Origin of the sequence: Brevundimonas sp. 'scallop' (genome assembly GCF_011045535.1) — a bacterium.
GTDB classification, from domain to species: Bacteria; Pseudomonadota; Alphaproteobacteria; order Caulobacterales; family Caulobacteraceae; genus Brevundimonas; species Brevundimonas vesicularis.
In genome coordinates, this window is the sequence record NZ_CP039382.1 from 786,764 (window position 1) to 809,997 (window position 23,234).

General features: G+C 66.0%; 20 protein-coding genes. 16 read left to right on the top strand and 4 right to left on the bottom strand.

Annotated elements, in window-relative coordinates:
- The first annotated feature begins 1 nt into the window (after position 1).
- On the top strand, positions 2-565 hold the full coding sequence (locus tag E4341_RS03870) for a demethoxyubiquinone hydroxylase family protein (RefSeq protein WP_165115304.1): 564 nt from the start codon (positions 2-4) through the stop codon (positions 563-565).
- 159 nt (positions 566-724) lie between these two features.
- On the opposite strand, the gene E4341_RS03875 is transcribed toward E4341_RS03870, so the two are convergent.
- Positions 725-1,927 (bottom strand): acetyl-CoA C-acyltransferase, encoded by a 1,203-nt coding sequence (locus E4341_RS03875; RefSeq protein WP_165115306.1) that lies wholly within the window; start codon positions 1,925-1,927, stop codon positions 725-727.
- 145 nt (positions 1,928-2,072) lie between these two features.
- Positions 2,073-2,981, bottom strand: coding sequence for an SDR family NAD(P)-dependent oxidoreductase (locus E4341_RS03880; RefSeq protein ID WP_165115308.1), 909 nt, complete (start codon positions 2,979-2,981; stop codon positions 2,073-2,075).
- Between the two features lie 154 nt (positions 2,982-3,135).
- On the opposite strand from E4341_RS03880, the gene E4341_RS03885 reads away from it, so the two are divergent.
- The 5 genes from E4341_RS03885 to aguB all read left to right on the top strand — a co-directional run bounded on the left by E4341_RS03885 (position 3,136) and on the right by aguB (position 11,444).
- A complete protein-coding gene (locus E4341_RS03885; RefSeq protein ID WP_165115310.1) occupies positions 3,136-4,290 on the top strand; it encodes an OmpA family protein in 1,155 nt (384 codons plus the stop codon).
- A 561-nt stretch (positions 4,291-4,851) separates the two neighbouring features.
- Positions 4,852-5,940, top strand: coding sequence for a capsular biosynthesis protein (locus tag E4341_RS03890; RefSeq protein ID WP_240893611.1), 1,089 nt, complete (start codon positions 4,852-4,854; stop codon positions 5,938-5,940).
- A gap of 168 nt (positions 5,941-6,108) precedes the next feature.
- Positions 6,109-9,432 (top strand): TonB-dependent receptor, encoded by a 3,324-nt coding sequence (locus E4341_RS03895; protein WP_165115314.1) that lies wholly within the window; start codon positions 6,109-6,111, stop codon positions 9,430-9,432.
- Positions 9,433-9,564: 132 nt separating this feature from the next.
- Positions 9,565-10,584 (top strand): agmatine deiminase family protein, encoded by a 1,020-nt coding sequence (locus E4341_RS03900; protein ID WP_165115316.1) that lies wholly within the window; start codon positions 9,565-9,567, stop codon positions 10,582-10,584.
- On the top strand, positions 10,581-11,444 hold the full coding sequence (gene aguB, locus E4341_RS03905) for an N-carbamoylputrescine amidase (RefSeq protein WP_165115318.1): 864 nt from the start codon (positions 10,581-10,583) through the stop codon (positions 11,442-11,444). Before E4341_RS03900 ends, aguB begins: the two co-directional genes overlap by 4 nt.
- 1 nt (position 11,445) lies before the next feature.
- On the opposite strand, the gene E4341_RS03910 is transcribed toward aguB, so the two are convergent.
- On the bottom strand, positions 11,446-12,186 hold the full coding sequence (locus E4341_RS03910; RefSeq protein WP_165115320.1) for an alpha/beta fold hydrolase: 741 nt from the start codon (positions 12,184-12,186) through the stop codon (positions 11,446-11,448).
- Positions 12,187-12,257: 71 nt separating this feature from the next.
- Here E4341_RS03910 and E4341_RS03915 point away from each other — a divergent pair, with 71 nt between their 5' ends.
- The 5 genes from E4341_RS03915 (at position 12,258) to rplT (ending at position 16,025) form a co-directional block, all read left to right on the top strand.
- Positions 12,258-13,220 carry a glycosyltransferase family 9 protein gene (locus E4341_RS03915; RefSeq protein WP_165115322.1) on the top strand — a complete coding sequence of 321 codons (963 nt, stop codon included), beginning with the start codon at positions 12,258-12,260 and terminating at the stop codon, positions 13,218-13,220.
- Positions 13,221-13,345: 125 nt separating this feature from the next.
- Positions 13,346-13,867, top strand: coding sequence for a translation initiation factor IF-3 (gene infC / locus E4341_RS03920; RefSeq protein ID WP_055752751.1), 522 nt, complete (start codon positions 13,346-13,348; stop codon positions 13,865-13,867).
- Positions 13,868-13,951: 84 nt separating this feature from the next.
- A complete protein-coding gene (locus E4341_RS03925) occupies positions 13,952-15,256 on the top strand; it encodes an MFS transporter (RefSeq protein WP_165115324.1) in 1,305 nt (434 codons plus the stop codon).
- Between the two features lie 162 nt (positions 15,257-15,418).
- Positions 15,419-15,616: a 50S ribosomal protein L35 gene (gene rpmI, locus E4341_RS03930; protein WP_003166435.1), complete on the top strand. Its 198-nt coding sequence runs from the start codon at positions 15,419-15,421 to the stop codon at positions 15,614-15,616.
- A 55-nt stretch (positions 15,617-15,671) separates the two neighbouring features.
- Complete coding sequence (gene rplT / locus E4341_RS03935; RefSeq protein ID WP_017506327.1) at positions 15,672-16,025, top strand: 50S ribosomal protein L20; 354 nt, start codon at positions 15,672-15,674, stop codon at positions 16,023-16,025.
- Positions 16,026-16,116: 91 nt separating this feature from the next.
- Here rplT and E4341_RS03940 read toward each other — a convergent pair whose 3' ends face one another.
- Positions 16,117-17,712, bottom strand: a complete 1,596-nt coding sequence (locus E4341_RS03940) for an ATP-binding protein (RefSeq protein WP_165115326.1) — start codon at positions 17,710-17,712, stop codon at positions 16,117-16,119.
- A 168-nt stretch (positions 17,713-17,880) separates the two neighbouring features.
- Between E4341_RS03940 and E4341_RS03945 the strand changes: the two genes are divergently transcribed.
- Genes E4341_RS03945 through pheT form a run of 5 tightly spaced genes read left to right on the top strand, consistent with a single transcriptional unit; the run spans position 17,881 to position 23,211 of the window.
- Positions 17,881-18,855: a polysaccharide deacetylase family protein gene (locus E4341_RS03945; protein WP_165115328.1), complete on the top strand. Its 975-nt coding sequence runs from the start codon at positions 17,881-17,883 to the stop codon at positions 18,853-18,855.
- Positions 18,856-18,896: 41 nt separating this feature from the next.
- A complete protein-coding gene (gene pheS / locus E4341_RS03950; RefSeq protein WP_091748933.1) occupies positions 18,897-19,973 on the top strand; it encodes a phenylalanine--tRNA ligase subunit alpha in 1,077 nt (358 codons plus the stop codon).
- A gap of 12 nt (positions 19,974-19,985) precedes the next feature.
- On the top strand, positions 19,986-20,399 hold the full coding sequence (locus E4341_RS03955) for a hypothetical protein (RefSeq protein WP_165115330.1): 414 nt from the start codon (positions 19,986-19,988) through the stop codon (positions 20,397-20,399).
- Positions 20,396-20,791 carry a hypothetical protein gene (locus E4341_RS03960; protein ID WP_165115332.1) on the top strand — a complete coding sequence of 132 codons (396 nt, stop codon included), beginning with the start codon at positions 20,396-20,398 and terminating at the stop codon, positions 20,789-20,791. The genes E4341_RS03955 and E4341_RS03960 overlap by 4 nt, the downstream gene beginning before the upstream one ends.
- Positions 20,788-23,211: a phenylalanine--tRNA ligase subunit beta gene (gene pheT / locus E4341_RS03965; protein ID WP_165115334.1), complete on the top strand. Its 2,424-nt coding sequence runs from the start codon at positions 20,788-20,790 to the stop codon at positions 23,209-23,211. The genes E4341_RS03960 and pheT overlap by 4 nt, the downstream gene beginning before the upstream one ends.
- Positions 23,212-23,234: the final 23 nt, after the last annotated feature.

Sequence of the window (23,234 nt, forward strand, 5' to 3'; positions counted from 1 at the left end):
GATGAGCCATTCCATTCCTCTCCCTCGTCCTGGCCAAGGCGCCGACAAGGCGCGGATGGACGAAATCCTGCGCGTCGACCACGCCGGGGAATATGCGGCCGTCCTGATCTATCGCGCCCAGAAGGCGGTGTTCGAAGGGCGCAAGGGGCGTGACGGCATCGTCCAGGACCTGTCGGAGATGCAGGACCAGGAGGCGGTGCACCTGGCGCGCTTCGAGCGGCTGCTGAACGAGCGGCGGGTGCGACCCACGGTCATGACGCCCCTGTGGCGCATCGCCGCCTCGGCCCTGGGCGCCGGCACGGCCCTGATGGGTGAAAAGGCGGCGCACGCCTGCACCGAGGCGGTCGAGAGCGTGATCGAGAAACACTATGCCGACCAGATCGCCGAGATCGGCGATCGCGACCCGGCTCTTGCCGCTGAGTTGAAGCAGTTCCGCGACGAGGAGCTGGCCCACCACGACCACGCCATCGAACACGGCAGCCGCGAAGCGCCGGCCTATCGCCTACTGTCCGGCGTGATCAAGGTGGGCTGCAAGGCGGCGATCAAGATCAGCGAGCGGGTCTGACGCGTCTCCTCCCCACCTGTGGGGAGGGGGACCGCGAAGCGGTGGAGGGGCTCTTGAAGTCTCACTGTCTCCTGTAGGCGTCGCAGAACCCCTCCGGCGCGGCGCTAAAGGAGCGCCGCGCCACCTCCCCATCGCTGCGCGACAGGGAGGAGACGAAAGTCAGTAAATCTCGAACAATCCCGCAGCCCCCATGCCGCCGCCGATGCACATGGTGACGACGCCGTATTTGGCTCCGCGACGCTTGCCTTCAATCAGGACATGGCCGGTCATGCGGGCGCCGGACATGCCGTAGGGGTGGCCGATGGAGATGGCGCCGCCCGAGACGTTCAGCCGGTCGTCGGGAATGCCCAGCGTGTCCTGGCAGTACAGAACCTGGGCGGCAAAGGCCTCGTTCAGCTCCCAGATGCCGATGTCGTCCACCGTCAGGCCGTGGCGCTTCAGCAGTTTGGGCACGGCATAGACCGGGCCGATGCCCATTTCGTCCGGCTCGCAGCCGGCGACGGCCATGCCGCGATAGGCGCCGAGCGGTTGCAGATTGCGCTTCACCGCCTCACCGGCCTCCATGACGACGCAGGCCGAGGCGCCGTCGGACAGTTGCGAGGCGTTGCCGGCGGTGACGAACTCGCCCGTCTGGATCTCCTCGCCGCCGCCGAAGACGGGCTTCAGCGCCTTCAGCCCTTCCAGCGTCGTGTCGGGACGGTTGCCCTCATCCTTGGAGAGGGTGACCTGTTTTGATGAGGTCTGGCCGGTCGCCTTGTCCATGACCAGCATCGTGGTGGTCATGGGCACGATCTCGGCGTCGAAGCGACCGGCGTCCTGGGCGGCGGCGGTGCGCTGCTGGGATTTCAACGCATACTCGTCCTGGCGGTCGCGGCTGACGCCGCAGCGGCGCGACACAACCTCGGCCGTCTCCAGCATCGACATATAGATGTGGGGCGACAGCTTCAGCAGCGCCTCGTCCTTCATCCGGTACAGGTTCATGTGCTGGTTCTGGACCAGGGAGATGCTTTCGAGCCCGCCGCCGACCGCCATCTTCTGCTGATCGAAGACGACCTGTTTCGCCGCCGTGGCGATGCCCATCAGGCCCGACGCGCACTGACGATCCAGGCTCATGCCCGGAACGGAAGAGGGCAGGCCGGCGGCGAGCGCGATCTGGCGCGCGACGTTGGTGCCGGTCGAACCCTGCTGCAGGGCCGCGCCCATGATCACGTCCTCGATCTCGGCCGGATCGACCCCGGCGCGCTGGACCGCGTGCTTGACCGCATGGGCGCCGAGCTGCTGCGCCTGGGTGTCGTTGAAGGCGCCGCGATAGGCGCGCCCGATGGGGGTGCGGGCGGTGGAGACGATGACGGCTTCGCGCATGGATGCTCTCTTCGCTTGGCCTATCGCCCTTCGGGCTGCTTGAGGCCGGGTTTCCTCTGAAGCGAAGTTAGGCGCCTGACCCCACGTCAACGCAAGGCCGGATCGGCGGCGACGGCCTCAAGTAACGCGGGGCGCGATAGGCCCCTTAAGAACTATGCGCCTTCTGGGCCTTGGTCAGTTCGATCATGCCCTGGGCGGCGCCCATGTCCGGCACGATCTCGCTCGCGCGGTCCGAGATGGCGTAGAAACGGGCGGCGACCTGTTCAGGCGCATCCTCGCCGGTGACGAAGTCGCCTTGGGTCAGGGTGATATAGGCCCGTTCGAACCCGCCGGCGCCGGCGGCCAGGATGGCGCGGCTGGGGGCGTCCCGGCTGACCAGATAAAGCAGGCCCGGCGTCACCAGGGCAGGGGACAGGGCCTCAAGCGGCAGGGCGGCGCCCAGATCCTCGGTCATGCGGGTGTGGGCGGTGGGCGCCAGGCAGTTGACGCGGATGTTGTTCTTGGCCCCCTCGATCGACAGGGTCTGCATCAGGCCGACCAGGGCCATCTTGGCGGCGCCATAGTTCGACTGGCCGAAGTTGCCGTACAGGCCGGACGACGAGGTGGTCATCACGATCCGGCCGTAGTTCTGTCCCCGCATGATCTCCCACACCGCCTTGGTGCAGTTGACCGCCCCCATCAGGTGGACGTCGACGACGAAGCGGAAGTCCTCGATCTCCATCTTGGCGAAGGTCTTGTCGCGCAGGACGCCGGCGTTGTTCACCAGGATGTCGATCCGGCCCCATTTCGCCATGGCCTGATCGACCATGGCCTGGACTGCGGCATAGTCCGTCACCGAGGCCGCATTGGCGATGGCCTCGCCGCCGGCCGCCTCGATTTCCGCCACGACCGCTTCCGCCGCCGTCGCCGACCCGCCCGAACCGTCGCGCGCCCCGCCCAGGTCGTTGACCACCACCCTGGCCCCGCGCGCCGCCAGAGCGAGCGCGTGTTCTCGCCCCAAGCCGCCTCCGGCACCCGTCACGATCGCCACCTGTCCGTCAAACCGCATCGCCATATTCGTTTCCTTTCGCAGGCACCCAATGTGTTGAAACGGCGCCACAGTCGACACAATCGTAGCTCAAGCGCGGAACCGTGCGCCAGCCACGCCGTTCGGTCGGGTGAATGCTGTGCTATTGCGCAGCTTCGCGCATTCACACAGTGAGGAAGCTATGAAGCTCAAACTTCTCGCCTCCGTTGCCGCCGCCGGACTGTTCGCAGCCGGCGCCGCATCGGCGGAACCCAATGGTTGGTACGGCGCCATCGACGCCGGCTACCACATGATCGACGATATCAACGCTGAATCGTCCACGACCGGCGCCAACTGGAACTGGGAAGTGAACGACGGCTGGGCGGCGTTCGCTCGCCTCGGCTACCGCTTCAACCCGAACTGGCGCGTTGAACTGGAAGGCGGCTACCGCTCGGGCGACATCGGCACCGTGCGCGCTGTCTCGGGCACGCAAGGCCTGTGCAACCTGACCCCGGCGACGGGCGGCTGCTTCTCGCCCGAAGGCGACATCGAATCCGCCACCCTGATGGCCAACGTCATCTATGACTTCGGCTTCGAATACTGGGGCGTTCGTCCGTTCGTCGGTCTCGGCGCCGGTGTGAACCGCGTCGACACCAACACGATCGGCGCTCTGCGCGCCAACCGTCTGGCCACCTTCGCCGCCGACGACACCTCGACCAAGTTCGCCGCTCAGGCGATCGCGGGTCTGGCCTGGGCCATCGGCGACCGCGCCAACATCGACCTGACCTACCGCTACCTGACGGGCGACGCCAACTTCGCCTCGACGACGGCCGGCACGGGCGTGGGCGCCACGCAGTTCGGCGAATGGGACGGCGACTACGATCAGTCGCACACCGTGACCCTGGGTCTGCGCTACAGCTTCGGTGCGGAAGACGCTCCCCCGCCGCCGCCTCCCCCGCCGCCCCCGCCCCCGCCGCCTCCTCCGCCCCCGCCGCCGCCTCCGCCGGTCGCTCAGACCCCGATGCCTCGCCAGTTCGTCGTCTACTTCGACTGGGATCGCTCGGACCTGACCGCAGAAGCCCGCTCGGTGGTGACGCAGGCCGCCAACTACGCCAAGTCGGGTCGTCCGACGCGCGTCCTGATCGTCGGCTACACCGACACCTCGGGTTCGGCCGCCTATAACCTGGGCCTGTCCAACCGTCGTTCGCGCACCGTCGCGGACGCCCTGGTCGCCTCGGGCGTCAACGGCGGCGTCATCGCCCTGGATGGCAAGGGCGAGACAAACCTGGCCAAGCCTACCGCCGACGGTGTGCGCGAACCGCTCAACCGCCGCGCGACCATCGACATCAACTTCTAAGACTTTCGGAGTGCCGGTGCGGTTCGTCCGGCCCGGCGCTCTCAAGGTCATGAAGGTCGTCGATATGACAACATCATGCCGCCGTCGCCCTTTGGGCGGCGGCGGTTTTGGTGCCATAAAGCAACGCCAACCGTCCTGCGTTTCAAAATCCCCGGGACTTGAGCGATTTCAATTGATCGCGTCCAAACTGCGGGACACAAGCATGGCGATGATCCGTAATCACAGACATCTTGGTCGCAGCCGGAGCGCAGCAATGCACGCCTCGGTGGCGGATAGAGGATGGGCGTGATGGTGGATTTGCGATCATCCTCCAGACTTCTGTCGGCAAGGCGTCGGCGCAGATATCGGCTTCGTGGCGATGCGGTGCGGCCCGAGGTCCGCCCGAGATTGCAGACGTCGCGGCCTTCGCAGTCGGCGACGATTTCCGCTTTCCCGGGCAAAAGAAAGTTTGGCCCGACCGCCTTGTCGGGGCGTCGCTTCCTGATCGTTTCGGCGCCGTTCGGGCGATTCGGTCCGGTGATGGCGTCTGTTCTTGAGGCGCGGGGCGCCCTTGTGAATCGCATGATCTTCAATGCCGGCGACGCGATGAACTGGCGTCGGTCCGGGGGCATTGTGTTCAAGGACCCAGCAAAGGCGTGGACCGAGAATCTGGTCGAGTTCGCTTCCGCCTTCACCGATATCATCCTGTTTGGCGAGGCGGGAGAGTACAACCGCGCGGTCCTGGCGGCGTCCGACCGCCTGAAGGCGCGCGTCTGGGTCTTGGAGAACGGCTATTTCCGTCCCGACTGGATCACGGTCGAGCGAAACGGCGTCAATGGATCGAGCGCCCTGCCGCGGTTCAAGGGCGGCTATCCTGAGCCTGCGCCATTGCTGCCTGAGCCCTTTACGGTCGGAAAAATCCTGCCGCATCACGTCGCCAATATCAGCGCCTACCACACGGTGCAGGTGGCGGGAAAAGCCCTGTTCCCGAACTACACCGCGCCTTACGTTTTCTCGCCGCTGAACCAATGCCTCGGTCATATCCGGCGCTATTTGAGCCTGGCGTTCAGACGGGCTGAAAACTGCGACGCCGATGTCATAAAGGCGAAGGGCGACTTCTTCATCGCGTGTCTGCAGCGCGAGGGCGACGCCCAACTGCTGCGCTATTCGCGCTACTGCGACAACCGCGCCTTCCTCACGGCGGTGATCGCCAGTTTCGCCTCAAAGGCGCCGCCGAAGACGCGTCTGGTCGTGAAAAATCATCCGCTTGACCCCGGCCTGGTCAATCTGCGCGCGATCACCTTGCGTCTTGCTGAGCAGCATGGCGTCGCCGGCCGTGTCGATTTCATCGATGGCGGCAATCTCGCAGCACTGTGCCGCGCCTCGCAGGGCATGGTGGTCAACAACTCCAGCGCCGCCTTGTCGGCGATGGGTTTCCACACGCCGGTCAAGGTGCTGGGCGACGCCTTCTTCGATTTCGAGGGGTTGACCGATCAGAAGCCGCTGGACGTCTTCTGGAGCGATCCCGAGGCCCCGGACAGCCGGCTGTTCACGCGCTTCCGCGCTCACGTGATCGCCCAAAGCCAGGTGAACGGTAATTTTCACGAGCCCCATGCGATCATTCCGACCGCCAACGGGATCGCCGACGTGTTCGAACGCGCGACGGACTAGGGCGCAATCCCTAACCAGTGTGGCGCCGACACCACCCTCTGTCGCTGTCATATTACCGTTACATAACTGTCGCCCTAGGTTCTGACATCCGCCCTAGAGGGGGCTGGATTGCGACATGTCCGGAACATGTCCTCGACCATTTTCGGTCCACCAGCTGGGGATAGCTTAATGACCTTCCGCAAACTGGCGTACGGCGCTTCGGCCGTCGCCATCATGATGTCCGCCTCGACGGCGGTGTATGCCCAAGAAACGACGGGCGGCATCTCGGGTGCTGTCTATGACGCGGCCGGCGCGCCGGTCGCGGGCGCGACCGTGACGGTGACCCACGAGCCGTCGGGCACCACTTCGACGACCGTTACGGATCAGAACGGCTCGTTCTCGTCGCGCGGTCTGCGCGTCGGCGGCCCCTACACCGTTCGCAGCACCTCGTCGGCGGGCGATGCGGTCGCTCAGGTCGCGACCATCGGTATCGGCACTCCGGCATCGGTTGAACTGGTTGTGGCCGGTGCTGCGGACAGCGCCGCACAAGTGGCCGATGTCGTGGTTACGGGCGTCCGCTCCGGCGGTCTGCGCACCTCGCCGCGCAGCAACCTGAACCTGGCGGACATCGAGACGCTTCCGTCGATCGGTCGCGACATCAAGGACATTGTTCGCACCACGCCGTTCGCCACGGTGGACCCCACCAACAACGACGCCCTGTCGATCGGCGGCCAAAACACGCGTTTCAACGCCATCCTGATCGACGGCGTGCGCCAGAACGACGATTTCGGTCTGAACCAGAACGGCTACCCCACGCTGGGTTCGCCGATCTCGCGTTCGGTCATCCAGGCGGTCAGCGTCGATGTGGCGCCTTACGGCGTTCAATACGGCTCCTTCACTGGCGGCGTGGTCAACTCGGTCACCAAGTCCGGTGGCAACGACTTCCACGGTGAACTCTTCTACGAGAAGACCGACCAGGACCTGCGCGGCGAAACCTTCAGCTATGAAGACTTCGTCACCGGCCAGCGTCAGAACCGCTCGGTTGTCGGCGAGTTCGAGGAAAAGACCTGGGGCGCTACGCTCAGCGGTCCGATCATCAAGGACCGCCTGTTCTTCCTGCTGAACTACGAAAAGTTCGAGAGCGCCACGCCCGTTCTGTCCGGTCCGCAAGGCGCCGGTCTGCCCAACGAGGCCCAGGGCATCACCCAGGCTCAGATCGATCAGGTTCGTCAGATCGCCACGACCGTCTATGGCTACGATCCGCTGGACTGGCGTGCGGGCGCGCTGGAAACCTATGACGAGAAGTACTTCGCCAAGCTGGACTGGAACATCAACGATCGCCATCGCGCCGTCGTCTCCTACCAGCAGACCGAAGGCAGCGACCTGCGCCTGAACAATACGACGACCAGCGGCAACAACCTCTCGGTCGGACTGCTGTCTTCGGCCTATGAGATCGTCACGAACCTGAAGGCCTACAAGGCTCAACTGTTCTCCGACTGGACCGACCGTTTCTCGACCGAGTTCTCCTTCACGCGCAAGGAAGTCGAAAACATCTCGCAAGGCCTGGCCGGCAACGACTTCGCCGCCATGCAGGTCTATCTGGACTCCCCCTACGGCGCCCAAACCGGCGTTCGTCGCTCGATCCGCTTCGGACCGGAGCGCTCGCGCCACGCCAACGCCCTGACGGTCGATACGACGCAGTACCGCTTCGTCGGCAAGTATGACGCCGGCTTCGGCCACCGCTTCACGGCCGGCATCGAGCGTGAAGAGCAGGATATCTTCAACCTGTTCGTGCAGGTCGCGAACGCTGAATACGAGTTCGACTCGATCGCCAGCTTCCAAGCGCGTCAGGCCGCCTCGATCGGCTATTCGAACGCCGCCACGAACAACAAGGCCGATGGCGCTGCTTCGTTCAGCTACGCTCAGAACAGCTTCTACTTCCAGGACGAGTGGACGGCGACGCCGAACCTGACGGTCACCGCCGGCCTGCGCTACGACCTCTATACGTCGGATGACAAGCCGCTCTTGAACCCCGGGTTTGTCCAACGCTTCGGCTTTGGCAACGACAAGAATCTGGACGGCGTCGGCATTCTGCAGCCGCGCTTCGCCTTTAACTGGCGCGCGCCGTGGGATGTGACGGTGTATGGCGGCTTCGGTCGCTTCCAGGGCGGTTCGCCGAACGTTTGGATCTCGAACTCCTATTCGAACCCCGGCAACCTGATCGGCTCGTTCCAGTGTAAGATCAGCTCGACGTATCAATCGCAGTTCGCATCCGCCTTCCCCGTCTGCTCCGCCGCGCAGCAGGCCGCGTTGACGAATGTCGATGGTCTTGCCGTCAAGCCTGTTGCTCAGACTGCCGTGACCGCCAGCGCCAATCAGGGCACCGGCAACATCAATCTGATCGATCCGGCCTTCAAGACGCCCTCGATCTGGAAGACCTCGATCGGCGCGACTAAGGCGTTCGATCTCAGCCGCTTCCGCATGGGCGAGGGCTGGAACCTGACGGCCGAATATGTGCACTCGGAACTGCAGGACGCGATCGGTTGGGTCGATCTGTCGCTGGCGCGCACCCAGAACGGCACGGCTCCTGACGGTCGCCCGGTCTTCGGTCCGAACCCGACCCGTACCGGCCAACAGGTCCTGATGATGACCAACTTCAATGGCGGCCAGACGGATCAGTTCGCTGTCGCCCTGGGCAAAGACTGGTACGACGGTCTGCTGGAAGGTGCGGGCTTCAACCTGTCTTACACCTACCTGGATGTAACCGACCGTTCGCCGGCCACGTCGTCGACCGCCAGCTCCAACTACGGCAACATCGCCCTGTCGGACCCGAACGACCCGGCCCTGACGACCTCGAACTATGAGATCGAGCACGCGCTGAAGCTGAACGTCAGCTATTCTCGCGCCTTCTTCGGCGACTACCGCACCCGCATCAACATGTATGCGCAGCGCCGTTCGGGTCTGCCGTTCAGCTACACCTTCGGCACCAGCCCGGCGTCGCTGACTGGCGAATACATCACCACCCAGCGTCAGCTGCTCTACGTGCCGCAAGTCGACTCCAGCGGAAACGTGACGGCGACGAGCGACCCGCTGGTGCGTTACGGCTCGACGACCTCGGGCGGCGTGACCACGCCGTTCGACCTGGCCGCGTTCAACGCCTTCCTGAAGCGTACGGGTCTGATCGACTACGCGGGTTCGATCGCCCCGCGTAACGCCTTCAAGTCGCCCTATGTCACCACTGTCGATATGCACATCGAGCAGGAACTGCCGGCCTTCTTCCCCGGCGGCGCCAAGCTGGTCGGCTATATGGACATCGAAAACCTGGGCAATCTGCTGAACGACGAATGGGGCGTGATCCAACAGATCGGTTTCCCCTATACGTCGAACAACATCACGGCGACGCGCACGGGCAACCAGTTCTACACCTACAACAGCTTCCAGGACCGTTCGCCGTCGACCTTCGGCACGAACTCGGTCTGGCAGATCAAGGTCGGCGTCCGCTACTCCTTCTAAGCGTACGTCTGACTGAAACGACGAAGGGCGGTCCGTTCGCGGGCCGCCCTTTTTCGTGGCCGACGTTGAAGTCGGGGGCGCTTGGGGCCATATGGCGCGGCTCCCAGTTCGGCCCTTCTTGAGGACGCCCGCATGACCGATCCGACTGCTGCCGCCATCCCTGCAGAATGGGCGCCGCACCGCGCCATGTGGGTGGGTTGGCCCAGCCATGCGGAATATTGGTTCGAGGCGCTGGAGCAGGCGCAGGACGAGGTCGAGGGTCTGGTGCGGGCCTTGGCCGGACCGGGCCGCGAGCAGGTCAAGCTGATGGTCGGCAAGGCCGAGGCTCTGGCCGACGCCCAGGCGCGTTTTGCGGGTGTGGCCAATGTCGAGGTCGTGGCCGGCCAGTTTGGCGACGTCTGGCTGCGCGACACCGGGCCGATCTTCGGCGCGGGATCCAAAACGGCCGCGGCCTTCAAGTTCAACGGCTGGGGCGGGAAATATGACATGCCGGGCGACGATCTGGTCGCTGGCCAGATCGGCCGACATGCGGGCGTGGACCTGACCTGGAACGACTTTGTCATGGAGGGCGGGTCGCTGGATCATGACGGGGAGGGCACCGTCCTGACCACGCGCCAATGCCTGCTGAACCCGAACCGCAATCCCGCCTGGAACCAGGATGAGGCCGTCGCGGCTGCGGCGCTGGAGAAGGCTGTCGGCGCCAAGGTGGTGGTGTGGCTCGGCGACGGTTTGCTGAACGACCACACCGACGGGCACGTCGATAACCTGGCGCGGTTCGTCGCGCCGGGCGTGGTCGCCTGCCCGGTCGCCTGGGGGACGAACGACGTCAACGCCGACGTCTATGACGCGACGGCGCGCGATCTGGCCGCCGTGACCGATGCGGCGGGCCGTCGGCTGAAGGTCGTGCGCATCCCGTCGCCGGGCCTGGTGCTGGACGAGGACGAACGCCCGATCCCGGCCAGCCACATGAACTTCCTGATCGCCAATGGTGCCGTGGTCGTGCCGACCTATGGCGATGCGCGCGCCGCCGACATGGCCTGTCAGGCGTTGAAGGACGCCTTCCCCGATCGCGAGATCATTCCGCTGCCGTCCAACGCCGTCCTGATCGGCGGCGGCTCGTTCCATTGCATCTCCCAGCAGGAGCCCGCATGACCCGCAATATCACCGTCGCCGGCATCCAGACCTCGTACGGCGAGGACATGCAGGCGAACATCGACAAGACCATCGCCTTCGTGCGCGAGGCGGCGGGGCGGGGCGCGCAGGTAATCCTGCCGTCGGAGCTGTTCCAGGGGCCGTATTTCTGCGTGTCACAGGAAGAGCACTGGTTCAGCCAGGCCTATGAGTGGCGCGAACATCCGTGCGTCACGGCCATGGCGCCGGTGGCCAAGGAACTGGGCGTGGCCATTCCAGTGTCCATCTTCGAGAAGGACGGGCCGCAGTATTACAACTCGCTGGTGATGCTGGACGCCGACGGCGAGGCGCTGGGGGTCTATCGCAAGAGCCATATCCCCGACGGCCCCGGCTATCAGGAGAAATACTATTTCCGGCCGGGCGACACGGGCTTCAAGGTCTGGAAGACGCGCTTCGGCAAGGTCGGGGTTGGGATCTGCTGGGACCAGTGGTTCCCGGAAGCGGCGCGGGCGATGATGCTAATGGGCGCCGATGTCCTGATGTATCCGACCGCCATCGGCACCGAGCCGCATGATGCGACCCTACACACGGCCGAGCCGTGGCGGCGCGCCATGCAGGGACACGCGGTGTCCAACGCCGTGCCGGTCGTCGGCGCCAACCGGATCGGGCATGAGCGCGTGACCGAGGTCGGCCAGACCTTCTACGGCCATTCCTTTATCGCCGATCAGCAGGGCGAACTGGTCGAGCAATTGGGCGCCGAGGAGGAGGGGGTGCTGGTGCACCGCTTCGATCTGGACGAGCTGGACAAATACCGCGCGGCCTGGGGCTTCTTCCGCGATCGGCGGACGGACCTGTATGGGGCGCTGACGGGTAAGGGCTGATCTAGCCCCTCATCGCCTCGACCGCCGCGACCAGTCGATCGAGGTCCGTCGGCGTCGAAAGCCGGTGATCGCCGCCCTCGATTAGGTCCAGGCGCACGTCGCCGCCCTTCAGCCGTTCGACCAGCTCGACCTGATGTCGCCAGGGCACGACGTCGTCGGCGCGGCCTTGCAGGATGTGAACCGGCGCGGCGACGTCGATCACGCCGTCCAGCAGCAGCCAGTCGCGCGCCTCCTCGAACATGCGCCGCGTCAGGACGTATTCGCCCAGCCCTTCCTCAACGATCAGGGTCTCGCCCTCGCGCAGGATGGCCTGACGCTCGTGGTCCGCCAGGCCGGGCCACATCAGCCGCTCGGTGAAGTCCTGGGCCGGATTGACCAGAATAAGGCCCTTGATCCGGTCCGGCCGCGCCAGGGTCGCCAGCAGCGAGACCCAGCCGCCCATCGAGGAGCCCACCGGAATGACCGGGCCGGAAAGACTGTCGATCAGGGCGACGGCGTCCTCGCGCCAGCGGCCGATGGTGGCCTGGCGCCAATCGCCGGAGGACTGGCCGTGGGCGAAGTGGTCATAGCGGACGAAGTTCCAGCCGCGTTCGCGCGCGGCGACGTCCAGGGCCAGGGCCTTGGTCCCCTCCATGTCCGAACGGAAGCCGCCGACCCAGATCACGGTCGGGCCGTCGCCGTCGACGCGTTTGAAGGCCAGGGTTTCGCCATCGGGGCGGGACAGGTGCTGGATGTCGGTCATGGCGCCGTTCTGCCCCGACTTTCCGCCGTCGTCACCCTTGACCGCGACGCGCGATGGCGAAACACAGACCCATGTCCGCACCCCAGGTCCTGTTCGTCACCTCCAACCGCATCGGCGACTGCGTCATCTCGTCCGGCGTGATCCGCGAGATCGCGCGTCAGGTCCCGGGGGCCGAGATCACCGTCGCGTGCGGTCGGCCGCCCGCGCCCTTCTTCCGCAATGCGCCCGGCGTGGTGCGCACCATCGTGCTGGACAAGAAGAAGCTGTCCGGCCACTGGCTCGATCTGTGGAAACAGGTCGTCGGCACGCGCTGGGACCTGGTCATCGACATCCGGGGTTCGGCGCTCAGCTATCTGATCCCGGCGAAGCGGCGCATCGTCTATAACCGCTCGTGGGAGACGGGCCTGCGCAAGGTCGAGATGGTGTCGCGCCTGATGGGTTCGCCGACGCCGCTGGATCCCGAAATCTTCCTGGACGATCAGGCGCGGGCCGAGGCCGCTGCCGTGATCGATCCGCAGCTGGCGGGCGGCGCGGGTCCCGGCCCGATAATCGCCCTGGCCCCCATCGCGCATCAGCCGGGCAAGAGCTGGCCCGCCGACCGCTGGGGCGCCCTGGTCGAGAAGCTGAAGGCCGAGCCGCGCTTTGACGGCTGGCGGTTCATGCCCGTGGGCGGGCCGGGCGACCGGCCCCCGGCGACCCCGGCTTTGGAGGCGGCGGGGCCGCGCGGCATCGATTTCGTCGGCAAGGGCGACATCCTGGCCTCGGCCGCCGCCATCGACCGGGCCGATCTGTTCGTCGGCAACGATTCGGGTCTGATGCACGTCTCGGCGGCGCTGGGCCGACCGACCCTGGGTCTGTTCGGTCCGACCGAGTGGTGGCTGTATGGGCCGTGGGGGCCCAAGACGCGCACGGCGGCGTCCAACGAGACGCGCGGCCAGTTCGCGCCGATCGAGGACCTAACGGTAGATCACGTCTTCGACGCGGTGCTGGCGCTGCATGACGCCTACATCGTCGAAACGCCTGCGAACCCTTGAAAAATCGGGGCTCGCGGCGCATATTGCCGGCCTTGAGGGGAACGTGGCGATCGCCGCGTGCATTCGCTCACCACGACACACGCCTTCTCTGACCACATAAGGAAACGACGCCCATTCGCCGTCCCATGCAAGCGCCACCCGTGAAAGACGGGCCGCGTATGAACCAGGATATCCGCGCCCCTCGCGTTCTGCTCATCGACCAGAACGGCGAAAAACAGGGCGTCATGCCCACCTCCGCTGCTCTGGAAGCCGCCGAGGAAGCCGGGATGGACCTGGTCGAGATCGTCTCCACCTCCGAGCCGCCGGTGGCCAAGATCCTCGATTACGGCAAGCACCGTTTCCAGGAACAGAAGAAGAAGGCCGAGCAGCGCAAGCGCCAGAAGGTCGTCGAGTTGAAGGAGATCAAACTCCGTCCGAACATCGACACCCACGACTATGAGGTGAAGGCCAAGGCCATGCACCGCTTCTTCGAGGAAGGCGACAAGGTCAAGGTCACCCTGCGCTTCCGCGGTCGCGAAATGGCCCACCCCGAACTGGGCATGAAGCTGCTGAACAAGGTCCAGGCCGACTTCGACGAAGTCGCCAAGGTCGAGTTCTCGCCCAAGATGGAAGGCCGCCAGATGATCATGATCCTGGCCCCGCGCTGATCGCGATCCATCGCTGAATACCAAACGCCTCGGTCCCGCGACCGGGGCGTTTTTCTTTGCTGGAGAAACGGCTAAGCGTGGGAAATGACGAACGCCGATACGGTCGCTGCGCGCAACCCGCCGCCCAAGCTTAAGACACCGGCGCTGGCGGTGCTGTTTGCGACGGTGTTCATCAATCTGGTTGGGTTCGGGTTGGTGGTGCCGTTGCTGCCGTTCTTCGCCCAGAGCCTGAAGGCCGAGGCTTGGCAGATCACGCTGATGTTCTCGGCCTATTCGCTGGGTCAGTTCTTCGCCGAGCCGTTCTGGGGTCGGCTGTCGGACCGTATCGGGCGAAAGCCCGTGCTGTTGATGACCCTGATCGCCAATGCGCTGGGCTATCTGATGCTGGCCTTCGTGCCCAACATCTGGCTGGCGATCGCGGTCAGGCTGTTCACCGGCCTGGGCGCGGGCAATATCTCGACGGTTCAGGGGTATGTCGCCGATGTAACCCCGCCCGAGCAGCGGGCCGGGCGGATGGGTCTGATCGGCGCCGCGTTCGGCCTGGGCTTCATTGTCGGGCCGGGTTTAGGCGGATTGCTGACGCAGCCGCAGCTGGGACGGCTGGGCTATCAGCTGCCGATCTTCTTGGCGGCGGCGTTGGCGGCGGTCGCGGCGCTCGGCGTCGTCGTCTTCCTGCGCGAGAGCCGGGCCAAGGCCGATCCCGCCGCCCCGCGTCCGGCCTTCCTGGCGGGGCTGAAGGATGCGCGCGACAATGCCGTGGTGTCGCGCGTGCTGGTCGTGACCCTGATCTATATGGCCGGGTTTTCAGCGATGGAGAGCGTGTTCGGCCTGTGGTCCGAGAGCCGCTATCAATGGGGCGCGCGCGAGGTGGGGCTCAGCTTCATGATCGTGGGCATCGTCTCCACGCTGAACCAGGGGTTCTTCGCCGGGCGGCTGGCGCGGCGGTTCGGCGAATCGCGCGTGCTGGCCACCGGCATGCTGCTGTTTGGAACCTCGCTGGTGTTGCAGGTGCTGGCGCCGGTCGCGTGGTTTCCCGCGACACGGCTCGAGCTGGGCGCCCTGACGATCCCGGTCGTCCAGGGCTGGATCATTCCGATCGTGATGGCGATCGGCGCGTGCGGCATGTCGCTGGCCATGCCCAACATCTCGGCCATGATCAGCCGCGCCTCGCCGCCAGATCGGCAGGGGGCCATGCTGGGCCTGAACATGGCCTCAAGCTCGGTGGCGCGCATCTTCGGGCCGATGATCGCGGGCGCGCTGTTCTCGGGGCTGGGGCATGACTGGCCCTTCGTGATCGGGGCGCTGCTGACCATCCCGGCGGCCCTGATGGCGATCAACGCCGGACGCGTCATTCGCAGCGGCGAGGGCGGCGTCAAAGCCCCGGCCTGACTCGTCTTGCAATGGCGGCGCTCTTCACGTAGAAGCCGCGCCTTCGCGTACCGAACCGCCAGGCGAACAGGCATGCCTGGGCGGTTCTTAAACTCTGAGGAAACACCGCACGACGGGCTCAAGCAGCTCGAAGACCGGTAGCCCCTCAAAAAGGAGACTGAAATGCCGAAACTGAAGACGAAGTCGGGCGCCAAGAAGCGCTTCAAATTCACGGCCACTGGCAAGGTTAAGGCCGGCGTTGCGGGCAAGCGTCACCGCTTGATCAGCCACAACTCGAAATACATCCGCCAGAACCGCGGCACCTCGGTCATGGCCGACGCCGACGCCAAGAAGATCAAATCCTACATGCCGTACGCCTGATCGGCGCGCGCTGTACGACTGATCTCCATCCCAAAGAATTTGAAGGAATAGCGACATGGCTCGCGTTAAACGTGGCGTAACCTCGCACGCCAAGCACAAGAAGGTTCTGGAGCAGGCCAAGGGCTTCTCCGGCCGCCGCAAGAATACCATCCGTACGGCCAAGGCCGCCGTCGACCGCGCCGGGCAATACGCCTATCGCGACCGTCGCGCCAAGAAGCGCAACTTCCGCGCCCTGTGGATCCAGCGCATCAACGCCGCCGCCCGTCTGGAAGGCTTCACCTACAGCCAGTTCATCAACGGCCTGAACAAGGCCGGCATCGAACTGGACCGCAAGGTTCTGGCCGCGATCGCCGCCGATGCGACCGGCTTCAAGGCCGTCGCCGACAAGGTCCGCGCCGCCCTGGCTTAAGGGCCGCGCTCAAGCCGCGAGCGATCGCGTCGCGAGCGTAGCGCAACAAGAATGACGCCCGCTCCGGTTTCCGGGGCGGGCGTTCTTCGTTTCAGGCTGCCTTGGGGACATGCGATGCTTGGCTCTGCGCCAGCACCATGCGGATGGCGTTCAGAAGGGCGTCGGGCTGGATGGGCTTTTGCGCCACCCCGTTCATGCCAGCGGCGATATAGTCCAGCTCGTCGCGCTCATCGGCGTTCGCCGTCAGCGCCAGGATCGGAAGGGCGCCGGCCGGGCCGGGCAGGGCGCGGATGGCCCGCGTCGCGGCGACGCCGTCCATCACCGGCATCTTGATGTCCATCAAGGCCAGGTCGAACGGACGCTCGCTGACGGCATCCACCGCCTCGCGCCCATTCTCGGCCATCTCGCAGGTGCAGCCGAACATCTCCAGCAGTTTGCCGGCGACGAAGCGGTTGGTGGCGTTGTCGTCCACCACCAGCACATGCAGGGTGTCGTGCGGGGTCGGCTCAGCCATGGCCGGAGCGGGCGCCGCGCTCTCGGTCGCGACGCGCAGCGGCAGGCGCACCTGGAACCGCGCGCCGCCCTGGGGCGAGGCGCCCAGCGAGATCGCGCCGCCCATCCGTTCGGCGATCTGACGACAGATGGCCAGACCGAGGCCCGCGCCCGCCCCCTCGCGCCCGGCCTTTCCGGTGTTGAACGGGTCGAAGATGGTCGCGGCCGCCGCCTCGGGCACGCCGGGGCCGCTGTCGTCCACGGTGAAGATCACCTCGCCGTCGGCGTGGCTTTCGATCAGGGCGACGACCTCGCCCGTCAGGGTGAACTTCAGCGCATTGCCGATCAGATTGTTGAGCAACTGCTTCAACCGCATCCCGTCGGCCTGAACGCAAGGAACGGCCAGGTCGGTGCGGATGGTCAGGGCCAGGGCCTTTTCCTCGGCCCGCGCGCGCCACAGGGCGTCGATGTCGAAGGCGACGGCCGACAGGTCTAGCGGCTCCTCCTCCAGCGTCAGCATGCCGGCCGAGGCGCGTGACATGTCCAGCGCGTCGGTCAGCAGCCGCAGCAGGCTCTGGCCCGAATCGATTACGGTGCGGACGTAGGGACGCAGCTCTTCCTGCTCCAGCTTCTTGTCCATCAGGGCTGCGACGCCCAGCACCCCGTTCAGGGGTGTGCGGATCTCGTGGCTCATCACCGCCAGAAACTCGGACTTGGCCCGGCTGGAGGCGACGGCCTCGGCCTCGGCCAGCGCCAGGTCGCGGGCCAGGGCGCTCATTTCCTCGGCCCGCTGGCGGTGCAGGGCCGCGCCCGCCTGAACCACCTGTAGCGCCGTGCCGACGCCGACGTAGTGGCCGTCCGCCACCACGATGAAGCCCGTCAGCAAGGCGCCCAGTTCCGCCGCGTCATAGGCGTGGAAGAAGGCCTCGGCGCTGGTCGCCGCCTCCGCCACCGGCGCATTGCGATCCATCAGGCTTTCTGCGGGCTTTCGGGCATACAGGGCGCGTCCGAACTCGGCCGCCATCCTCAGGGTGAAGGCGTTGCGTTCGATGATGCCGAGGGGGCGGCCATCGTCATCGACGACAGCCAGGGCCAGGGTGTTCGGCTCGGTCTGGAACCGTTCGAACACATCGGCGCCCGGCGTGGACGGAGCCACAGGCGCGATCAAGTCGACGAAATCACCGATCAGCGGCATCAAGGTCCTCGCGAGTCCGGAGGCCTGATTAGACGGTGATATTTAACGCCAGCTTTGCCGTTCATGAACCTTTCGCGGCGGGTTTTCGACAGTCGATCCGTGGGCGGATGGAAAGTCCGTATTGCGCGCGATATTCCCTCGCGCACGCGACTTCGATAGCCTCGCCGCATGATGCGCACCCTGATCTGCGGCCTGGCTGCCGCCCTCGCCCTGATCACTCCCGCCGCCGCGCAGGACCGACGCGTCGCCGTGACCTTCGACGATCTGCCGTTCCAGACGGATGCGGCGACCCTGTGCGATCCGGCGCGCCTGATGACGATCACCCAGGACTTCGTCGCCATGCTGAAGCCGCTGGACACGCATGGCGTCGCCTTCGTCAATGCTGGCAAGGTGTGCGAGGCCGAGCGCGCCACGATCCTGCCGCGCGTGCTGAACGTCTGGCTGGACGCTGGTCTGGACCTGGGCAACCACACCAACATCCATCTGAACATCCACTCGAAGACGGTCGAGGCCTATCTGGCCGATGTGGACGCTGGGGCGCCGATCGTTCGGCAGGCGCTTGAGGCGCGCGGCCAGACCCTGCGTTGGTTCCGCCACCCCTATCTGTTCACCGGCGAGACGCAGGAAAAGCACGACGCCATCGCCGCCGGCCTGGCCCAGCGCGGCTATGCGATCGCGCCTGTGACCCTCGACAACAACGACTGGATGTTCGCCGACGTCTATCGCAAGGCCGAGCAGATCGGCGATCAGGCGCTGATGCAGCGCATCGGTCAGGCCTATGTGGCGCATATGGCGACGGTGCTGGACTTCTTCGAACCCTACAGCGCCGAGGTGGCGGGCGGGCGTGAACCGGCGCAGGTGCTGCTGCTGCACGCAAACACCCTGAACCAGGCCTGGTATCCGCAGATCCACGCCCTGTATCTGGCGCGCGGTTATCGCTTCGTGCCGCTGGAAGTGGCGCTGGCCGATCCGATCTATCAGCACCCTGACACCTATGTCCGCGCCAACGGAATCTCGTGGCTGCACCGTTGGATGCAGACCGACGGCCGGCCCATCCGCTGGGAGCCGGAACCGCCTGCCTGGATCGTTGCGGCCAACAAGGCGCCGGCGTCGGAACTTCAGGCCATCGCATCGGCCCGTTGAAGGGTGACGAAACGGCTTCCACCCGTTAAGGCACGGGGCAAATGACCGATCTCGCCACACTCGAACTCGACCTGATCAACGCCATCGGCGGCGCGGAAACCGTCGCCGCCCTGGAAGAGGTGCGCGTCGCCGCCCTGGGCAAGTCCGGCTCCGTCTCCGGCCTGCTGAAGGGCATGGGGGCGATGAGCCCCGACGAACGCCGCGAACAGGGGCCGATGATCAACGGCCTGCGCGACCGCGTCGCCGCCGCCATCGCCGCGAAGAAGACCGCGCTGGAAGCCGCCGAGCTGGACGCCCGCCTGCTGTCGGAACGCATCGACCTGACCCTGCCGGCGCGTCCGCGCAGGAAGGGCGGGGTCCATCCGACCATGCAGGTGATGGACGAGATGATCGCCCTGTTCGCCGAAATGGGTTTCGCCGTGGCCGAAGGTCCGGACATCGAGGACGACTTCCACAACTTCACCGCCCTGAACTTCCCGCCAAAACACCCGGCGCGGGAAATGCATGACACCTTCTTCCTGAAGCCGGACCCCGAGACGGGCGAGCGGAAGGTCCTGCGCACCCACACCAGCCCGGTGCAGGTCCGCACCATGATGAGCCAGAAGCCGCCGATCCGCATCGTCGCGCCGGGCCGCACCTTCCGCAAGGATTCGGACGCCACCCACACGCCGATGTTCCACCAGATCGAAGGCCTGGTGATCGACCGCGACATCCACATGGGTCACCTGAAGACCACGCTCCAGACCTTCATCGCCCGCTTCTTCGAGCTGGACGCGGTCCAGGCGCGGTTCCGGCCGCACCATTTCCCCTTCACCGAGCCCTCGGCCGAGATGGACATCCGCTGCGACCGTTCGGGCGGGAAACTGGTGTTCAACACCGGCGACGACTGGCTGGAAATCCTGGGCTGCGGGATGGTGCATCCTAATGTGCTCAGGAACTGCGGCATCGACCCGGACGAATATCAGGGCTTCGCCTTCGGCATGGGCGTGGATCGGCTGGCCATGCTGAAATACGGCGTGCCCGACCTGCGCCCCATGTTCGACGCCGACACCCGCTGGCTGTCCCACTACGGCTTCTCGGCCTTCGCCGCCCCCAACCCGGCCTCGGGCCTGAGCTGAACGAGTTTCAAGATGACCGATCAAACTGAAACGCCAATGTCGGCCGAAGAAAAATTCGGCCGCGAACTGGTGGCCCGCACGACCTTTGAAAAGGAGGCCGTGTGGCTCCCGTCGTTGGCCGTTCATCACATGAACGCCGGAAAGACGTTCATCGAGGACAAGACCTTCACGAACTGTCTGATCGAAGGACCGGCGGTCATGGCCGTAATGAACGGCACGACGTTTGACAGTTGCAACATGGGCGTGGCGTCCAACCCGCGCACGCTGCTGCTTCAGCCGATGGGCGATATGATCGCGGGCGTCGTGGGCATGTCCAACTGCCGCTTTGTCCGCTGCCGCTTCGTGCAGATTGGCTTCACTGGCGCCCCGGATCTGCTTGAGCAGATCGAGGCCGACCTCCTCAGCGCACGGGAGAACCAAGCATGAGCCGGCTTCCGATCAACCGTCCCGTCAATCTTGCGAGCGACCTGACCCAGACCACATTCGAGAACGTCGATCTGAACCTGCACGATCTTTATCAGCACTGCCGTGACAAGGGTGCGGTCGTAGGGCGCACCTTCACCGGTTGCCGGCTGGATGGCCCGGCGATCGTTCTGGTCGGACCCGGCACGACGTTCGATGAGACGAACTTCGGCGACTCGCGCGGGGGTATGAAGAACCTTCTGCTTCAGCCGATGGGGGACAAGGCGCTGGGCACCATCCCGATGCATGACTGCACCTTCGTGGGCTGCGAGTTCTACAATGTCGGCTTCACCGGAGCCACCGAGATTCTAGAGCAACTGGCGGCCGTTCCGACGGTGGCGGGGCCGACGGCATGAAGTTCACCCTGTCCTGGCTGAAGGACCACCTCGAAACCGAGGCGGATGTTCATCAGATCGCCGACGCCATGACCATGGCCGGGCTGGAGGTCGAGGAGGTGCTCGACCCTGCCGCCAAACTGGCGCCCTTCACCGTGGCCAAGATCGTTTCGGCCGAGCGTCATCCCAACGCCGACCGGTTGCAGGTCTGCCAGGTCGAGACGGTCGATGGGATGAAGGAGATCGTCTGCGGCGCTCCGAACGCGCGGGCGGGCCTGACCACCATCTACGCGCCCATCGGCGCCTATGTGCCGGGCCTGGGCGTGACCCTGGTCGAGAAGCCGGTGCGCGGCGTGGTGTCGAACGGCATGCTGTGCTCGGCCTCGGAGCTTGAGTTGTCGGACGAGAGCGACGGCATTCAGGAACTGCCGCCGGAGATCCCCGTCGGCACGCCGGTCGCCGGCCTGTTCGGCGCAGAGCCGGTCATTGATTTCGAAGTTACGCCTAACCGGCCCGACTGGCTGGGTGTCGCCGGCATCGCCCGCGATCTGGCCGCCGCCAGTGTCGGCAAGCTGAAGCATTTCGACATCGCCGTGGTGCGCGGGGCCTTCCCGTCGCCGATCAGCGTGCGGCTGGAGGCTCCCGAGATGTGCCCGGTCTTCGCCGGTCGGGTCATTCGCGGCGTCAAAAACGGCCCGTCGCCGGTCTGGCTGCAGAAGCGTCTGACGGCCATCGGCCTGCGCTCGATCAACCGTCTGGTCGATGTAACCAATCTGATCGCCTATGACCGCGCCCGGCCGCTGCACGTCTATGACGTCGCCAAGCTGTCGGGGACCGAGATCGTGGTGCGGGCGGGACAGGTTTCGGCCGCGACCGGCGACCACGAACATCTGATCGCCCTGGACGGCAAGACCTACGCCGCATCCGCAGCCGACTGCGTCATCGCCGACGGCGGGGGCGAGCGCCCCATCGGCCTGGGCGGCGTCATGGGCGGGGAATCGACCGGCTGCGATGAGACCACCACGGACGTCTTCTTGGAAAGCGCCTGGTTCGACCCGCTGGTCATCGCCCAGACCGGCCGTGCGCTGGGCATCCATTCCGACGCCCAGTACCGGTTCGCGCGCGGCGTCGATCCGGTCTCGGTCACGCCAGGTCTGGAACTGGCCACGCGCCTCATCCTGGACCTGTGCGGCGGCGAGCCGTCGGAAATCGTCTTCGTCGGCGAACCGCCCGCCAGCCCCGCGCCCTTCGCCTTCGACCCCGCCTATGTGAAGCGTCTCAGCGGCATGGACCTGGCCGACGACCGGATCGGGACCATCCTGGGCCAGCTCGGTTTCCTGGTTCAGGCTGCGCCCGCCGGTCAGGCCGAGGCCTGGCTCGTCACCCCGCCGTCGTGGCGTCGCGACGTCGAAGGTCCGGCCGATCTGGTGGAAGAGGTTGCGCGCATCGAGGGCTTCGACAGCCTGCCCGATACGCCTCTGCCCGAGGTCGCTCGCCCCGCCGGCGGCGTGCTGAGCCCGCGCCAGGCCCGCGTCCGCACCGCGCGCCGGGCCCTGGCGGCCCTCGGTTACGCCGAGGCCGTCACCTGGTCCTTCACCAAGCAATCGACGGCGGCCCTGTTCGGCGGCGGCGACGACCGGCTGGTGCTGGAGAATCCCATCGCGGCCGATCTGGACTGCATGCGGCCGTCGGCCCTGCCGAACCTGGTCCAGGCGGCGGCGCGGAACGCCGCGCGCGGTTTCGCCGACGCCGCCCTGTTCGAGATCGGCCCTATCTATCTGGGCGACGGTCCGGCGGATCAGCGCACGGTCATCGCCGGTCTGGTCGCCCCGCACGCCGCCCGTCACTGGGCGGGCGCCGGCGAAGACGCCCTGTTCACGCTCAAGGGCGACCTGACCACCCTGCTGGAGGAGATCGGCGCCCCGGTGGCCTCGCTGCAACTGGTCCAGGGCCAGAACCGCGACTGGTGGCACCCCGGCCGTTCGGCCCGGCTGCAACTCGGCCCCAAGAATGTGATGGTCGAGTTCGGCGAACTCCACCCGCGCGTTCTGAAGGCGCTGGACGCCGACGGCCCCATGCTGGCCTTCGAGGTCGTGCTGGACAATGTGCCCGAGCCGCGCGGCAAAAGCGGCAAGGCGCGCGGGTCGGCGGACCTGTCGGCCCTCATGCCCCTGACGCGCGACTTCGCCTTCGTGGTCGAAGGCACCAAGCCGGTGGGCGATCTGGTCCGGGCCGCGACGGGCGCCGACAAGGCCCTGATCGCCGACGTGCGCGTCTTCGACGTCTATCGCGGCAAGGGCGTGGACGAGGGCTTCAAGTCCGTGGCCCTGGAGGTCGTGATCCAGCCGCGCGAGGCCACTCTGACCGAAGCCGAGATCGAGGCCTTGACCGCCAAGGTCGTCGGAGCGGTCGAAAAGCAGGGCGGCAGGCTGCGGGCTTGAGGGGGCGCAGCGCCGTCTTTCGG

Bases quoted from the DNA above. Each gene is read 5' to 3' on its own strand.
- E4341_RS03870 (WP_165115304.1), top strand. From the start codon at position 2: ATGAGCCATTCCATTCCTCTCCCTCGTCCTGGCCAAGGCGCCGACAAG.
- E4341_RS03875 (WP_165115306.1), bottom strand. From the start codon at position 1,927: ATGCGCGAAGCCGTCATCGTCTCCACCGCCCGCACCCCCATCGGGCGC.
- E4341_RS03880 (WP_165115308.1), bottom strand. From the start codon at position 2,981: ATGGCGATGCGGTTTGACGGACAGGTGGCGATCGTGACGGGTGCCGGA.
- E4341_RS03885 (WP_165115310.1), top strand. From the start codon at position 3,136: ATGAAGCTCAAACTTCTCGCCTCCGTTGCCGCCGCCGGACTGTTCGCA.
- E4341_RS03890 (WP_240893611.1), top strand. From the start codon at position 4,852: ATGATCTTCAATGCCGGCGACGCGATGAACTGGCGTCGGTCCGGGGGC.
- E4341_RS03895 (WP_165115314.1), top strand. From the start codon at position 6,109: ATGACCTTCCGCAAACTGGCGTACGGCGCTTCGGCCGTCGCCATCATG.
- E4341_RS03900 (WP_165115316.1), top strand. From the start codon at position 9,565: ATGACCGATCCGACTGCTGCCGCCATCCCTGCAGAATGGGCGCCGCAC.
- aguB (WP_165115318.1), top strand. From the start codon at position 10,581: ATGACCCGCAATATCACCGTCGCCGGCATCCAGACCTCGTACGGCGAG.
- E4341_RS03910 (WP_165115320.1), bottom strand. From the start codon at position 12,186: ATGACCGACATCCAGCACCTGTCCCGCCCCGATGGCGAAACCCTGGCC.
- E4341_RS03915 (WP_165115322.1), top strand. From the start codon at position 12,258: ATGTCCGCACCCCAGGTCCTGTTCGTCACCTCCAACCGCATCGGCGAC.
- infC (WP_055752751.1), top strand. From the start codon at position 13,346: ATGCAAGCGCCACCCGTGAAAGACGGGCCGCGTATGAACCAGGATATC.
- E4341_RS03925 (WP_165115324.1), top strand. From the start codon at position 13,952: ATGACGAACGCCGATACGGTCGCTGCGCGCAACCCGCCGCCCAAGCTT.
- rpmI (WP_003166435.1), top strand. From the start codon at position 15,419: ATGCCGAAACTGAAGACGAAGTCGGGCGCCAAGAAGCGCTTCAAATTC.
- rplT (WP_017506327.1), top strand. From the start codon at position 15,672: ATGGCTCGCGTTAAACGTGGCGTAACCTCGCACGCCAAGCACAAGAAG.
- E4341_RS03940 (WP_165115326.1), bottom strand. From the start codon at position 17,712: ATGCCGCTGATCGGTGATTTCGTCGACTTGATCGCGCCTGTGGCTCCG.
- E4341_RS03945 (WP_165115328.1), top strand. From the start codon at position 17,881: ATGATGCGCACCCTGATCTGCGGCCTGGCTGCCGCCCTCGCCCTGATC.
- pheS (WP_091748933.1), top strand. From the start codon at position 18,897: ATGACCGATCTCGCCACACTCGAACTCGACCTGATCAACGCCATCGGC.
- E4341_RS03955 (WP_165115330.1), top strand. From the start codon at position 19,986: ATGACCGATCAAACTGAAACGCCAATGTCGGCCGAAGAAAAATTCGGC.
- E4341_RS03960 (WP_165115332.1), top strand. From the start codon at position 20,396: ATGAGCCGGCTTCCGATCAACCGTCCCGTCAATCTTGCGAGCGACCTG.
- pheT (WP_165115334.1), top strand. From the start codon at position 20,788: ATGAAGTTCACCCTGTCCTGGCTGAAGGACCACCTCGAAACCGAGGCG.